The organism is Paenibacillus sp. TAF43_2 (genome assembly GCF_052113545.1).
GTDB lineage: Bacteria > Bacillota > Bacilli > Paenibacillales > Paenibacillaceae > Pristimantibacillus.
Genome location: NZ_JBFRDK010000046.1, coordinates 24,429 through 38,367 on the forward strand (window position 1 = coordinate 24,429; position 13,939 = coordinate 38,367).

Below are 13,939 nucleotides of genomic sequence, written 5' to 3' on the forward strand. Positions count from 1 at the left end.
CATTGGAACGTTTACAGAAAATATTAGCAGCAGCGGGAATTGCATCCCGTCGCAAATGTGAAGAAATGATTTTGGCAGGAATGGTTGAGGTTAATGGTGAGAAGGTTACGACGCTAGGCGTTAAGGCTGATCCAGCGGTTGATGCAATTACGGTTAACGGCAAGCCGATTCGGAGCGAGAAGAAGCTCTATCTCATGCTTAACAAATCCAAGGGAGTCATAACTAGCGCCAAAGATCCACAAGGCCGCAAAGTGGTTTCTGATTTCTTGCCAGGTATTAAAGAGCGAGTATATCCGGTCGGTCGATTGGATTATGATACGGAAGGACTTCTTATCCTAACGAATGATGGCGAATTCGCTAATTTGTTAACACATCCAAGTCATCATGTTCCCAAAACATACCGTGCGACCGTTAAAGGCGTTCCTCATGGAACGGCATTGGAGCAGTTGCAAAAAGGGATTAAGCTAGAGGATGGCATGACCGCGCCTGCAGAAGTGGAATATCATGATGTAGACACGGACGGAAATGAAGCAACGATTACAATTACGATTTTTGAAGGCCGGAACCGTCAGGTTCGCCGGATGTTTGAAGCTATTGGACATAAGGTGATTAGGCTGAAAAGAATTCGTTTTGGCGAAGTTGGACTTGAAAACCTAGGCAGAGGTAAGTATCGTCATCTCACGCCTCAGGAAATTAAAGAATTGCTTGCGATAGCGCAAAGCAAGACACATAAAGTTCATAAAAAGTAATCGACGGCGGCAGTAATTGCCGTCGACTTTTCGTTATAATGGTAATATTCGTGGCTGCATAGAAAGAAGCTGGTGGTGAAAAACAATTATGGGAAAATCGCGCAAGACGGTACAAATTGTCATTTTGATTGCCGTCTTGATCATAGGTGGGTACGCAATTGGATCTACCTTATTTGACGCGGATGACAAAGGACCTTTAAAGGAAGGCGGGAAGCCGCCTGCATTTGAGCTTGTTGATTTAGATGGAAATCTTAAACAACTGTCTGATTATGAGGGAAAAGCTGTCGTCATTAATTTCTGGGGCACATTCTGTCCACCGTGCGTGAAGGAAATGCCGGAGTTTGAACGACAGTACGCGAAATGGAAGGATCAAGGCCTTGTGATTTTAGCTATAAATTTAAGCGAGGACACGTTGACCGTGAACAATTTTGTCCGTCGTTTTGATTTGAACTATCCGATTCTGCGCGATGTAAATCGCAAAACAGAACGAAGCTATGGTCTAAAGTCATACCCTACTACTTTTTTCATTAATCCAAATGGGACGATTATGGAAATAAAAGTAGGAGGCATGACGGAAGAGGAAATTGATGAACGGATTGAACGGCTTCTTCAGCTGTAGGAGGTATTATTGTGTTAGTGGTTGAAAACACAAAATGTGAGTGCGGTCATCAAAATTCGATAGGCACCGTACTATGTGAGAGCTGCGGCAAACCGCTTGTAAACGATACGGTTTCCGATTTGCCGTTAGAAATGCGTTACGATGGTGTTGCTCGTCGATCGCAAAAAAGCAATCCCAATTATATCGATAAAATATGGAGTTTTTTCTCGTCAGTCAAAATTGCGATTTATTTGATCGTAATTACCTTTTTGACTGCGATGCTTGGAACAATTTATCCACAGGAAAACACATTCATAAATAACTTAGATCCATCCGTTCATTATGAAGAAACGTATGGATTTCTTGGCAAAATGTATTATTTGCTAGGATTATCGCATACGTACGAATCCTGGTGGTTCATTGGCTTGCTTGTGATGATTGGCACCTCACTCGTTATTTGCAGCTTGGATCGTGTGCTCCCGCTTTATCGGGCTCTCAGCAAGCAGCAAATTCGCAAGCATCTGCAGTTTATTCATCGTCAGAAGACGGTATTTAAATATCAGATTGAAGGCGATGAGGAAAAATGGGTTGAAAATTTCGGCATGCAGCTGAAGCGCAAAGGTTATCGCATTCATCGAGATGGCTCTGCGCTGCTTGCGGAGAAAAATCGTTTTAGCCGCTGGGGACCCTACATCAATCACATCGGCCTTATCTTGTTTCTATTAGCCATATTGGCAAGAAGCATTCCGAGCTGGCAAATGGATAGCTACATAATGGTCCCTGATGGGGATACGGTCCAAATAGCGAATACGAATTATTATGTTAAAAACGAAAAGTTTACTGTAGAGTATTATAAAGACGAGGAATTGCCGGACAAGCTTAAAGGAATAACCCGTGCGAAGCTTTTTGAGACAAAAGCGGTTCTTTATGAATGCGTTAGCAACTGCAGTGACCAAACAAAGAAACCAGAGCTTAAAGAAGTAGAGCGGCATAATATTATTGTCAACGAGCCGCTTAAGTACAAAGGATTAAAGCTGTATCAATTTGATTATGATACAACGCCTCGATTGAACGCTGTGCATCCAATTCTCATAGATAAAGCGACGGGAGAGAAATATGGTCCGTTCGACCTTCCAATGAAGGATTCAGCGCTGCAGCATAAGCTCGGGCCATACACCCTTGATTTATATGCGAATTACATGGAATTTGCAATTGGCGACAATGGCGAGCCAACGACTTTGTCACGTGATCCGATTGCTCCGGCGTTCGTATACACGGTTAAAGGTCCAGGACTTGATCCAAAAGGTGAGCCGTATATGTATTTCCCAATGCAAAAGGATAAAGTTAAATTTTCGCAGGATGCCATTAATCACGGTATCGCGGATAAGATAGAAATTCGAGTGGACGGCATGGAAAATGTAGATTTCTCTGAAGCATCCACTTACTTGAACGTAAGGATGGATAAGGCACTGCCATATGTTTGGGTAGGTGCAGTGTTCTCCATGCTCGGCTTGCTGATGGGGTCCTATTGGCAGCACCGCCGAATTTGGCTGCGAGTGGACAATGGAGAGCTTTCATTGGGCGCTCATACGAATAAAAACTGGTACGGTATGCGCTCAGATGTAGCGGGAGCCCTTAAAAAAATAGGGATAACCGTAGATCCGAAGTCGCTAGATAACGGAGGGAACAACGCGTGAGCTTAGTCGATTTTAGCAGCGACGCATTTATTGTCGCATTTTTCCTGTATTGCTTCGCATTTATGTTTTATGTCATTGCCATTGCGGGTAAGAAATGGAGCAATCGTGATCCTTTGCAGCATGAGAAGCGTTGGGGACGAATTGCATTCATTACTTCGAGTCTTGGACTTGCATCGCATTTGACCTTCTTCTTTACAAGATGGGCTGGAAGCGGCCAAATTCCAACGAGCAATATGTATGAATTCATGACTTTCCTTGGAATGGCAATCATGATTGCATTTACGATTGTCTTCAGTATTTACAGAAAACCGCTGCTGGGCATGTTCTCATTGCCGCTAACGGTAATTATTGTTGCTTATGCATCTGTGTTTCCGCAAGAGGTACAGCCGCTAATACCGGCTCTAAACAACTACTGGCTAAAAGTACATGTAACGACAGCCGCTCTAGGCGAAGCATTTTTTGCCGTTGGTTTTGCTGCCGGCCTCATGTATTTGCTAAGAGTGGTTGATTTCAAAAGCAAAACAAAAGAAGCAAAAAGATCGCAGTTCTGGGTCGAGTTCTCTTTATATACGATTATTCTAATTGTAGGTTTTATCGTCGCTGTATTCGCGTTCCGCGGAATGGGCTATGAAGCGAAATTTATTCAAGAAACATCTACTATTGATGCCAAGGGAATAGAGTCGACAACTTCGGAGACAGTAAATTATACACTGCCGCCAATTGTTAAACCTTATAACAGCCAGGTGGTCGAATATGAATCATTCCTCGGCATGAGCAAGCCATTATTCGAAGCACCATCTTGGATGGAAGGCGCAAATTCAGGACGCAAGTTTAATACCGTTATATGGACGATTATTGCAGGTTCCTTGCTTTATGGCTTGCTGCGCTTAGTATTCAGAAAGCCGCTTGGAGCGGTCATACATCCTGTTATGGATGGTGTAGATCCAGAAGATTTGGATGAAATCAGCTACAGATCCATCGCAATTGGATTTCCGATCTTTACACTCGGTGCATTAATATTCGCAATGATATGGGCCAATATTGCATGGGGCCGTTTCTGGGGCTGGGACCCGAAAGAGGTTTGGGCTTTAATTACATGGTTGTACTATAGTGCGTATTTGCATTTCCGTTTATCGCGCGGCTGGCAGGGAAAACCTTCTGCATGGCTCGCTGTAATCGGCTTCGTGGTTGTACTATTTACGCTCGTTGGGGTTAACCTCGTCATTGCAGGTTTGCATTCCTATTCTGGTGTTTAGAACTTAGATTGAGAGGAGAATTGCCCTATGTCTGATTATTCAAGCCGTATATTGGTCGTAGATGATGAAGAACGGATCCGTCGCTTGCTCAAAATGTATTTAGAGAAGGAAGGCTACACAATCGACGAGGCAGAAGACGGAGAAACTGCCCTAAGATTAGCTTCAAATACGGATTACGCGCTCATTCTGCTTGATGTGATGCTGCCAGGAATCGACGGCGTAGAAGTGTGCTCCCGTCTGCGTCAAGTGAAGGCTACTCCTGTCATTATGCTAACCGCTAAAGGTGAAGAAATGAACCGTGTGCAGGGTTTTGAGGTTGGCGCGGACGATTATGTCGTCAAGCCTTTTAGTCCACGCGAGGTTATCTACCGAGTGAAGGCTATCTTGAGACGTTCCTCGGCTACTGCGTTCTTAACAAAAGAAATTAATTCAAGCAACAATATCGTATTCCCTCATTTGGTTATCGAGCATGATGCTCACCGTGTAACGGCTGGTGGACAAGAGGTAAGCTTAACGCCTAAAGAATATGAGCTGCTGCATTACTTGGCAGTTTCGCCTGATAAAGTGTTCTCTCGTGAAGAGCTTTTGAAGGATGTATGGAACTATGAGTTTTTCGGTGACTTGCGGACTGTCGACACCCATGTAAAACGATTGCGCGAGAAATTGAATAAAGTGTCTCCTGATGCGGCATCTATGATTACTACCGTTTGGGGAGTCGGCTATAAGCTAGAGGTACCTAAGTAAATGAGCTTGTGGCATCGTTCAATTGGCAAGTTGTACCGCAGTGTAGTTGGAAAGCTCTGGGCGACAATCATGCTGCTTGTTGCTGTCGTATTGCTTATCGTTGGCGTGTTTTTACTTCAATACGTTGACATATGGTTTAAAGAAAACAATACGCATCAGGTGAAAGTGCTTTTTGTTGTAACAGCGATTGTCGGATTTTTGTTATCAACATTTTTTGCTTTCTTCTTATCCAAAAAAATTCAACAGCCGCTGCTTCAACTAAAGGATGCAGCGGTATCGATTTCTCAAGGGAATTATACAACCCGAGTTCATATACGCTCCAGTGATGAGATCGGCGAACTTGCGGATACGTTTAACCATATGACGGAGCAGCTGAATAAGCTGATTCATGACATCAATCATGAGAAAAACCATCTTGCGAGCATTTTGCGAAGTATGGGGGATTCAGTCATTACCTTCGACGCGGAAGGTAAAGTCATACTTACGAATCCAGTTGGTCATTTGCTAATCAATCAGTGGTCAGGGGTAGAGCTTGTCTGGCAAGAGGATGAGTCCGAGAGCTCGACTGCATATTCCGAGGTTCCAATGCCGCTCCGCGAGTTGTTTCAAAGAGTGATGGAAGAGGGCAGGGATGTTACCGATAAGGTTCATGTTCTAAGCAGCGTGTGGTCAGTTGTAATGGCTCCGCTGCAGTCGAAGGATGTTATTCGCGGGGCTGTTGCCGTTATCCGTAACGTAACGGAGGAGCATAAGCTTGAGAAGCTGAGAAGAGATTTTGTGGCTAACATCTCACATGAGATCAGAACGCCGCTATCGATGCTGCAAGGCTATAGTGAAGCTTTGCTTGATGATATTGTCGTGTCGGAGGAAGATCGCAAGGAGCTCGTTCAAGTCATTTATGACGAGTCGCTGCGAATGGGCAGACTCGTAAATGATTTTCTGGATATCGCTAGAATGGAAGCTGGTCACGTCGATATGAACTTCCAAGAGATTGATCTTGCTCATGTCTTGAAACGCGTGCATCGAAAATTCCAAGTTTATGCGAAGGAGCGCGAGGTGAAGCTGCTTGCGGAGCTGCCGAATGAACCGCTGCTTGTTAAAGAAGCAGACGAGGATCGGCTCGAGCAAGTATTGACTAACCTCCTTGATAACGCATTGCGGCATACGCCATCGGGCAAGTCGATTACTATTTCAGGTCAGCATGCAAACGTAAACGGAAGACAGTATGTGGAGCTTCGCGTCAGAGACGAGGGGCAAGGGATTCCAACCGAGGATGTGCCTTTTATTTTCGAACGCTTCTATAAGGCGGATAAAGCGCGTAAACGCGGCTCATCAAGTGGAACAGGACTTGGACTTGCCATCGTAAAAAATCTGATCGATCTTCATCAGGGTCGAATTGTAGTCGAAAGCAGTGCGGGCACAGGCACATCGTTTACAATCTTACTTCCTGTCGAAGCTCATCAATAGTTGTCAAAGCGCTCCTGCTGGGGGCGCTTTTTTTGTAGAAAGCAGAAGATAATTCTTGTTGTTCGTGAAACAAAAGAAGAGCCTGCCGAATGAATCGGCAGGCTCTTCTCCTATATAGTAAACAAATTTATTTAAAAAAGTGTAATTTCTTTCGCTGTGTTTAGCTCAGGCATGCTTGTTAGCTGCTCAAGCACTTCCTTAGGTGTCGCTTTATCCACACGCAGAACCATGATTGCGGAGCCGCCAACAAGCTGACGACCTACTTGCATCGTTGCAATGTTAACGTCATTGTTGCCCAGAAGCGTTCCAACTCGTCCGATAATACCAGGCTTATCGTTATGCGAGATTAGGATTAGGTTTCCTTCAGGCGTCACATCAACTGGGAACTTGTCGATTTGGACAATACGAGGTCCGTATCCAGTGAGCAATGTGCCGGAAACAATACGTTCTTCTTTTTTCGTACGGAGGGACACGGTTACCAGGTTCGTAAAGTCTTTCGAAGCATGCGATTTTTGAACGACGATGTTTACATCGCGCACCTTCGCAAGGTGAAGGGAGTTAACCACATTAACCTGCTCTGCGCCAAGGTGATGCGCTAGAACGCCGCGAACGATATAACGAGTAAGTGGCTGCGTATCAACCTCTGCGAGCTCTCCAGCATAACCAACAACGATTTCGGTAACTGCACCTTCAGTCGATTGTGCAATAAAGTTGCCAAGCTTCTCGCCAAGTGTAAAGTATGGCTGAAGAATGCTTTGCAGGTTTGCCGGAATCGGAGGCATGTTAACCGCATTGATAAATGGCTCGCTGCGGAGAATATGAAGCACTTGCTCCGAAACGTCAATCGCAACGTTTTCTTGTGCTTCAACAGTCGAAGCGCCAAGATGCGGAGTTACGATAATTTTTGGATGTGTCAAGAAAGGATGGTCATTAGCAGGAGGCTCCACTTCGAATACGTCGAATGCGGCGCCAGCGACAATACCAGCATCCACTGCATCAACCAAAGCAATCTCATCGATGATGCCGCCGCGCGCGCAGTTTATAATTCGCATGCCGGGCTTCATCACTTCAAATTGAGCTCTGCCGATCATATGGCGAGTTTCAGGCGTTAAAGGTGTATGTACAGTCATAAAATCTGCACCTCTAACAATTTCATCCACGCTAGCAAGCTTCACGCCGATTTTTGTTGCTCTTTCTTCTGTCATAAACGGGTCATAACCCAAAATATCCATGCCGAAGGCTTTTGCGCGTTTGGCAACTTCGCTGCCGATACGTCCCATACCGAGTACGCCTAGTGTTTTGCCGCGAAGCTCAACGCCTAGGAAGGATTTGCGGTCCCATGTTCCATTAACGGTTTTCATGTACGCTTGTGGAATATGACGGGCTACCGCCATCATCATAGCAAATGTATGCTCACAAGTTGTAATGGTGTTGCCGTCTGGTGCATTGATTACAATGATACCGCGCTGAGTTGCTGCGTCTAGGTCAATATTATCGACGCCAACACCTGCACGGCCAACTACTTTAAGCTGTTTGCCAGCTTCCATAATTTTTGCTGTTACGCGAGTTTGGCTGCGTACTAGCAACGCATCGTATTCACCAATAATTGCAACTAATTCGTCTTCGCTGAGTCCAGGTTTTTTGTCGACTGCGACATCTGACGCATCAACAAGCTGCTGAATGCCCAAATCGCTGATTGGATCGGAAACTAACACTTTAAACATGTGAAGTATGCCTCCTAAAATGGGGCGAAGCTATTAGGCTTCGCTTAATATGAACAGAAAAACCCTCTACCCGGCACCGTTGTGCAGCAGCGGGTCGAGAGTTTGATCATCGAACTTAGACTTTTCTATTTTAAAGCAATGTGGTGGACAAAAGCAATCCTCAAACTTGCTGAATTGTGAAAATTTCGTTATGATTCAAGCATCATTAGCAACAATTTACGACATTGGAGGTCTTTATTCATGACGAAATGGCAGGATGTGACACCGCAATTTTTGCTTGAACTGCTAGGGAATGGACAAGTAGAAGCAAGTCAAATCATAGATGTAAGAGAAGAGTTTGAATGGGAGTTTTATTATTTGGAGACATCAAAATTAATTCCAATGAACACGATTCCTGTGCGACTGAATGAGCTTGACGACACGCTGCCTATCTATATCATCTGCGCACATGGCGTACGAAGTGTAGCGGTTTGCAATTACTTAGAAGAAAAAGGCTACAGCAGCCTTCACAACGTTACCGGTGGGATGGCGGCTATAGCCTCTTTACAAGGGTTTCAATATGATTAACAAAGGAACTGAAATTTAATTTGTTTCAGGGTAGAAAAAAGGCAGCTGCGGTAGAAGTGCCTGTTGATAAAGCCTTGATTTGCTCTCATTGAAGTCACCTGAACGAACGGCTTCCGTATTAATCAGTAAATCAACAACAGCAGATACGGAATGCAATTTTAACTTGGTTGCTTGTCCAGATTGGACAAGCTCATCTACTCGACTTGTTAAATCCTGCGGATAATAGGCAGTAAGTTTTTTGCGAGTCATTAGCTGATCAGCCATTACTTTGTTTTTYATCGTAATGTTAAAGTTTTTCCATGCTGACAGTTCCAGCAGAGCTGGAGCCTTGTATTCTGAAGGAATATCAAGATCTACCGTTGCTGACCATTTCAGCATAGCGGAGTAATATTGCTGCTGAGCGTTTAGTGCAAATTGAGCGGCAGAGAGATAGGTTTTATCTTGTTCGACATTTTTCATTAATTCATTAAAGGATAATTTCTTTGCACTAGCCGCTGCGTTGACAGCAGCTTCATTAAATAGTTTAAGACTTCGTATGTAACTAACCTGAGCTTCTCCGAGCAGTGGAGATTTTTGCATATCAATCGAGCTTGCTTCATCTGCTTTGGCGCTAGCAAGTCTTGCCAAATCTTTAAACATAGAAGTTGCTTCAAATGACTTTCCTTGCGATAATTTGTTCATAGCTGCGAACCATTCGTTTTGAAATTCACGATAAGGAAGAAATACAGTATGATAGAACGATACCAAGTCTTGTTGCTGGTAAGGGGTTGCTGAAGCGGTTGTTGTTTTTGCGTCATCTGCTTCATTCACATAGCGGGCTTTAGTCTTTTCAGTGCCAATTTGAATGCCATAGAAAAAGGCTCCAACGGTACAAATAAGTAGAAATACAAATCCAACACTGAATAACATTGCGGTTGTCGTTAATTTTTTTTCCATCTCTATCTCTATCTCCTTCTATGTAAAAAAATAATTCTGTCGATTTGTTCTACCAGTATAGGTGAAAAGGTCGAAAAAGAAAATATGAACGTTCCAGACAGGCGGGAAGCTATGAAGAAATTTGATATTCGCAATATTCGCATTCGAAAGGTGTCCGTTGATGAGCTTGATGACCGCATGCTGTTAATCAATTTATATGCTACGCAAGCATTTACTTTTATTATCGGTTTAATATGGGTTTTATTTCAGCATCAAAATGTGATTGCTTTATTTACGCCTCCAAAGGAGCTTGCTTTTGTTTTTTGGGGTGCAGGCTTGGCAGCAGCAGTTATCATAGTCGACCTGCTTATTTCGCGCTTTGTTCCAGAAGAAGCAAGCGATGATGGCGGAGTAAATGATCGTATTTTTCGGACGCGGAAGGTTTGGCATATTGCAGTTATTTCCTTAGTTGTAGCTATTTGTGAGGAATTGCTCTTTCGCGGGGCGATTCAGCATGCCATAGGTCCCTATTGGACAAGCATAATTTTTGCTACTATTCATGTAAGGTATTTAAAACATTGGATTCCCACCGGACTCGTATTTTCGATTAGTTATGGCTTAGGCTGGATTTATATGGAATCAGGTACGATTTGGGCACCGATTATTGCACACTTTTTGATCGATTTCATCATGGGTTTAATTATAAGATTCAGGAGGGAGTCATGAGCAGGAAAGAAAAGTTTGGAAATTCGAGAGCTTCAGCACAGCATGAAGAGACGGCAGAGCCGTCCATCATCGGAACGGATTCCAATCAGGGAGAAGCTCTGCCGCCTCGGCGAAAGAAACATCCTACACAAATGAATAAGGTTACAAAGTTTTATTACAATTTATTGTTCCTATTGTTTGTAAGTTTAGTTGGTGGACTTTTTTGGTATGGCTTAAAATTTAGCGAGTGACCTCAATGGTGGCTGGATCAATGAATCCGTAGCCTTTGTTTTCAAGTGAGGTGAGCAACTCATCAAGAGCATCGGCAGTCCACTGCAGCTCATGCATCAGTATGTTGGCGCCGGGATGCAGCTGCTCCAGCACATTTTTAATGACAACCTCAGGCTTGTTTTTAGCCGTTTTATCCCAATCAAGGGAACCATTTGACCACGTCATGTAAAGCATGCCGTGGTTTTTTGCAATTTCCTTGACCGTATCACCGCCAGAGCCGTACGGAGGGCGGAAAAACAATGGTTTTTTATCTATTAAAGCTTCGACATCTGTTTGAACATCGCCGATTTGCTGTTCAACGACTTCTTTAGCTTCTTTTTTTAAATCATTATGATCCCAAGAGTGGTTGCCGATTGTTTGTCCGCGTTCATCAATGAGCTTCAACAAATTGGGATTTTTTTTCACCCGATAACCATTTACGAAAAAAATCGCTTTCGCCTTATGTTTATCAAGGGTATCGAGCATGCTGGTTAAGACGGTTTCATCTTTTGGCCCATCATCGAAAGTAAGCAAAACAACCTTGCTTGATGTACTCTCCTCAATCGGTACGAAGCGATAGGTTTCGCTCATTCGATATAGTGCTGTTATGCCGGTTTCCTGCTCACTCGAAGCGGTTGGCGTAGGTTCCTCACTCTTTACGACTGTATCATCGTTTATTGCATTGTTTGAGCTTTGTGAAGTCTCGGGTACGGCTGCTGTCTCAGTGGCTTCMGTTGAAGACTGCAGGCTCTCGTTTTGCTGCTGCGCACTGCAGGCCGTTAGAAGCGACCCGAGAAGCAGAATGATTATAGGCAGGTTACGCTTCATGATGCTTGCCCTCCATTATTTTGATGTAAATGCTGCTGAAACGACATCATTGTATCATATTTGCCTAATAGAAGGATAAGGATGATTTCCTTATTTTATATGGAATGGCGCTTCTGCTTGTCGGTCAAACTAACAACTGAATACGCAAGATGAATTAGGAAAGAGGTGTTCAAGATCATGAGGTTAAGTGGCTTTTTAGTCGGTGGAATAATTGGCGCAGCAGCAACGGTATATCTCTCGCGCAGAAAGCCTGGAGCAGTATCATGGGCAGCACATGCGTTTTCTGACGTTTGTTCCAATGTTGCACGCAATTCTGTTGCGAAAATGATGAGTAAATCTGTCAAGGAAAATGCGTCTGCGCTTTCCCCAAAGCATTCAGACGATACCGCCGTAAAATCCGAAGCCGCTTGGGGACAAATTGAGGCTATCGTAAACAGCGATCCCTCATTGAAGAAGGAAGCGGACAAGATCAAAGCGGAATCGTCAGCCTTTTCCCACTAAGTAGAGCAGCAAGCATGCAGAATCGTAGGGACGCAAAGCAGAAATGCGATGCGATCAAACGATTCTTTTTTTCGTTCATTATTAGTGCAATCAGTGAAAAGACATGATAAAGTAGTTACATAGCATGATTTGGTCAATTTGATCACATCTTACTTAGAAATTCATACGCTATTACAACAGATGCTGCAGAGGAGGATCCTGTCATGAAAATCGAACGACTGAGCCAGGATAAGATTCGGATTTTCCTGACGTTCGACGACCTGCTGGAACGGGGGATCCAGAAGGACGACATGTGGCGCGAAATTCCAAAAGTACACGAACTATTCAGTGAAATGATGGATCAAGCATATAGTGAACTTGGATTCGATGCCAGCGGCCCATTAGCGGTCGAAGTGTTTGCCCTCCCCGCTCAAGGTATGGTAGTGATTGTCACCCGTGGCAAAATGAACAGTCATGCAGGCGATAGGCCAACTGAAGATGACGACACGGAAGACGAAATATACGAGATGGAAGTGACGCTTGAGCAAAGCGATATTGTGATGTACTCTTTCCGCGATTTTGAGGATGTCATATCGGTTTGCAAGCAATTGCTAAGCTCTACGCTTACGGAAGACGGACGTTTGTACTCCTATCATGGCAAATATATATTAGCGCTGGAACCTGCTCTTATCGAGGCTTCCAGGCATAACGCTGTTATTGCATTGCTCGCTGAGTATGGTGAAGCAACTTCGGTAACCTACGCCATGCTGGAAGAGTACGGAAAAGTGATTATACCCGAAACAGCGGTAAGGGAAATATGTAATCATTTTAGTTTTTAATCAAATGTACACGGATAGAGCATCTGCAGGCTGATTTTGTCTGTACGATGCTCTTCTTGCATGTAGCATGACATAATAATGGAATATACGAAGGAAAAGGCGCTCATATTAGATGTAGACAAAGGCGGTGATTGGAATGAGTGATAAAGAAGCAAACGATGTGTTGCATTCTACTCAGATTGTTATTGAAGAAGCGCTGCGCAGGCTTGGCTATGATCAGGATATGATTGATTTATTGAAGGAGCCCATGAGGCTTCTGACCGTCCGTATTCCAGTTCGGATGGATGATGGCAAAACAAAAGTGTTTACGGGGTATCGAGCACAGCATAATGATGCGGTTGGACCTACTAAAGGCGGTGTGCGTTTTCATCCAGCCGTCACTGAAAACGAGGTAAAGGCATTGTCCATTTGGATGAGTCTAAAATGTGGAATTGCTGATCTGCCCTATGGCGGCGGTAAAGGCGGCGTTATTTGCGATCCAAGAACGATGTCTTTCCGAGAAATTGAGAATTTAAGCCGAGGGTATGTGCGGGCCATCAGCCAAATCGTAGGACCAAGCAAAGATATTCCTGCGCCTGATGTGATGACTAATTCACAGATTATGGCTTGGATGATGGACGAGTATAGCCGCATTCGAGAATTTGATTCTCCAGGCTTTATAACAGGGAAGCCGCTTGTGCTTGGCGGGTCCAAAGGAAGAGAGACAGCTACAGCCAGAGGGGTCGTTATGATGATCCATGAGGCTTTGAACATGAAAAATATAGACATAAAGGATGCGCGAATCGTCATTCAAGGCTTTGGTAATGCTGGAAGTTATCTTGCCAAATTCATGCATGAGGCCGGTGCGCGCGTGATAGGTATTTCCGATGTGAACGCAGCGTTGTATAATAAAGAAGGACTCGATATCGAATATTTGCTCGATCGTCGAGATTCCTTTGGCAATGTAACGAACTTGTTTACGAACACAATAACGAATGCTGAGCTGCTCGAGCTCGATTGTGATGTGCTTGTGCCTGCCGCAATCGAGAATCAAATAACGGAACAAAATGCCCATCTCATTAAAGCAACCATCGTAGTAGAAGCAGCGAATGGCCCAACGA

Annotated in this window: 15 protein-coding genes; 12 read left to right on the plus strand and 3 right to left on the minus strand. The window is 44.1% G+C overall.

Translation table 11 applies throughout. From position 1 onward, the window contains the following. The first annotated feature begins 2 nt into the window (after positions 1 to 2). The 6 genes from AB4Z17_RS12880 (at position 3) to AB4Z17_RS12905 (ending at position 6,511) form a co-directional block, all read left to right on the plus strand. Positions 3 to 749 carry a pseudouridine synthase gene (locus AB4Z17_RS12880; protein ID WP_054026970.1) on the plus strand — a complete coding sequence of 249 codons (747 nt, stop codon included), beginning with the start codon at positions 3 to 5 and terminating at the stop codon, positions 747 to 749. A gap of 88 nt (positions 750 to 837) precedes the next feature. Continuing rightward, positions 838 to 1,368 carry a redoxin domain-containing protein gene (locus AB4Z17_RS12885; protein WP_441912606.1) on the plus strand — a complete coding sequence of 177 codons (531 nt, stop codon included), beginning with the start codon at positions 838 to 840 and terminating at the stop codon, positions 1,366 to 1,368. Positions 1,369 to 1,385: 17 nt separating this feature from the next. Then, complete coding sequence (gene resB / locus AB4Z17_RS12890; protein ID WP_441960101.1) at positions 1,386 to 3,044, plus strand: cytochrome c biogenesis protein ResB; 1,659 nt, start codon at positions 1,386 to 1,388, stop codon at positions 3,042 to 3,044. Continuing rightward, positions 3,041 to 4,300, plus strand: coding sequence for a cytochrome c biogenesis protein CcsA (gene ccsA, locus AB4Z17_RS12895; RefSeq protein ID WP_339203306.1), 1,260 nt, complete (start codon positions 3,041 to 3,043; stop codon positions 4,298 to 4,300). Before resB ends, ccsA begins: the two co-directional genes overlap by 4 nt. A 27-nt stretch (positions 4,301 to 4,327) precedes the next feature. Next, positions 4,328 to 5,044, plus strand: a complete 717-nt coding sequence (locus tag AB4Z17_RS12900) for a response regulator transcription factor (RefSeq protein ID WP_053376699.1) — start codon at positions 4,328 to 4,330, stop codon at positions 5,042 to 5,044. Further along, positions 5,045 to 6,511, plus strand: a complete 1,467-nt coding sequence (locus tag AB4Z17_RS12905; RefSeq protein WP_441960085.1) for an ATP-binding protein — start codon at positions 5,045 to 5,047, stop codon at positions 6,509 to 6,511. A 131-nt stretch (positions 6,512 to 6,642) separates the two neighbouring features. On the opposite strand, the gene serA is transcribed toward AB4Z17_RS12905, so the two are convergent. Beyond that, entirely contained in the window at positions 6,643 to 8,235 is a 1,593-nt protein-coding gene (serA, locus tag AB4Z17_RS12910) for a phosphoglycerate dehydrogenase (protein ID WP_441912608.1), read from the minus strand. 240 nt (positions 8,236 to 8,475) lie between these two features. Between serA and AB4Z17_RS12915 the strand changes: the two genes are divergently transcribed. After that, a complete protein-coding gene (locus AB4Z17_RS12915; protein ID WP_441960087.1) occupies positions 8,476 to 8,802 on the plus strand; it encodes a rhodanese-like domain-containing protein in 327 nt (108 codons plus the stop codon). A gap of 15 nt (positions 8,803 to 8,817) precedes the next feature. Here the strand turns inward: AB4Z17_RS12915 and AB4Z17_RS12920 are convergent, their stop codons facing one another. Continuing rightward, the gene (locus tag AB4Z17_RS12920; protein ID WP_441960089.1) at positions 8,818 to 9,738 is read right to left on the minus strand and encodes a hypothetical protein; all 921 of its coding nucleotides are present in this window, start codon (positions 9,736 to 9,738) and stop codon (positions 8,818 to 8,820) included. A 111-nt stretch (positions 9,739 to 9,849) separates the two neighbouring features. On the opposite strand from AB4Z17_RS12920, the gene AB4Z17_RS12925 reads away from it, so the two are divergent. After that, a complete protein-coding gene (locus tag AB4Z17_RS12925) occupies positions 9,850 to 10,443 on the plus strand; it encodes a CPBP family intramembrane glutamic endopeptidase (protein WP_441960091.1) in 594 nt (197 codons plus the stop codon). Continuing rightward, a complete protein-coding gene (locus AB4Z17_RS12930) occupies positions 10,440 to 10,673 on the plus strand; it encodes a hypothetical protein (RefSeq protein ID WP_076271370.1) in 234 nt (77 codons plus the stop codon). Before AB4Z17_RS12925 ends, AB4Z17_RS12930 begins: the two co-directional genes overlap by 4 nt. On the opposite strand, the gene AB4Z17_RS12935 is transcribed toward AB4Z17_RS12930, so the two are convergent. After that, positions 10,663 to 11,520 carry a polysaccharide deacetylase family protein gene (locus AB4Z17_RS12935; RefSeq protein ID WP_441960093.1) on the minus strand — a complete coding sequence of 286 codons (858 nt, stop codon included), beginning with the start codon at positions 11,518 to 11,520 and terminating at the stop codon, positions 10,663 to 10,665. The two genes, AB4Z17_RS12930 and AB4Z17_RS12935, sit on opposite strands and share 11 nt — an antisense overlap. Positions 11,521 to 11,697: 177 nt before the next feature. Here AB4Z17_RS12935 and AB4Z17_RS12940 point away from each other — a divergent pair, with 177 nt between their 5' ends. From AB4Z17_RS12940 to AB4Z17_RS12950, 3 genes are all read left to right on the plus strand, one after another. Next, on the plus strand, positions 11,698 to 12,021 hold the full coding sequence (locus tag AB4Z17_RS12940; protein ID WP_339203298.1) for a hypothetical protein: 324 nt from the start codon (positions 11,698 to 11,700) through the stop codon (positions 12,019 to 12,021). Positions 12,022 to 12,224: 203 nt separating this feature from the next. Further along, positions 12,225 to 12,839 carry a genetic competence negative regulator gene (locus AB4Z17_RS12945; protein WP_339203296.1) on the plus strand — a complete coding sequence of 205 codons (615 nt, stop codon included), beginning with the start codon at positions 12,225 to 12,227 and terminating at the stop codon, positions 12,837 to 12,839. Positions 12,840 to 12,975: 136 nt separating this feature from the next. Then, positions 12,976 to 13,939: Glu/Leu/Phe/Val family dehydrogenase (locus AB4Z17_RS12950; protein WP_441960095.1), on the plus strand; the 964-nt coding region annotated here is incomplete at its 3' end.

Excerpts from the sequence above, each read along its gene's own strand:
- AB4Z17_RS12940 (WP_339203298.1), top strand. The coding sequence starts at position 11,698 with ATGAGGTTAAGTGGCTTTTTAGTCGGTGGAATAATTGGCGCAGCAGCA.
- AB4Z17_RS12925 (WP_441960091.1), top strand. The coding sequence starts at position 9,850 with ATGAAGAAATTTGATATTCGCAATATTCGCATTCGAAAGGTGTCCGTT.
- AB4Z17_RS12885 (WP_441912606.1), top strand. The coding sequence starts at position 838 with ATGGGAAAATCGCGCAAGACGGTACAAATTGTCATTTTGATTGCCGTC.
- AB4Z17_RS12900 (WP_053376699.1), top strand. The coding sequence starts at position 4,328 with ATGTCTGATTATTCAAGCCGTATATTGGTCGTAGATGATGAAGAACGG.
- AB4Z17_RS12945 (WP_339203296.1), top strand. The coding sequence starts at position 12,225 with ATGAAAATCGAACGACTGAGCCAGGATAAGATTCGGATTTTCCTGACG.
- serA (WP_441912608.1), bottom strand. The coding sequence starts at position 8,235 with ATGTTTAAAGTGTTAGTTTCCGATCCAATCAGCGATTTGGGCATTCAG.
- AB4Z17_RS12930 (WP_076271370.1), top strand. The coding sequence starts at position 10,440 with ATGAGCAGGAAAGAAAAGTTTGGAAATTCGAGAGCTTCAGCACAGCAT.
- AB4Z17_RS12905 (WP_441960085.1), top strand. The coding sequence starts at position 5,045 with ATGAGCTTGTGGCATCGTTCAATTGGCAAGTTGTACCGCAGTGTAGTT.
- AB4Z17_RS12915 (WP_441960087.1), top strand. The coding sequence starts at position 8,476 with ATGACGAAATGGCAGGATGTGACACCGCAATTTTTGCTTGAACTGCTA.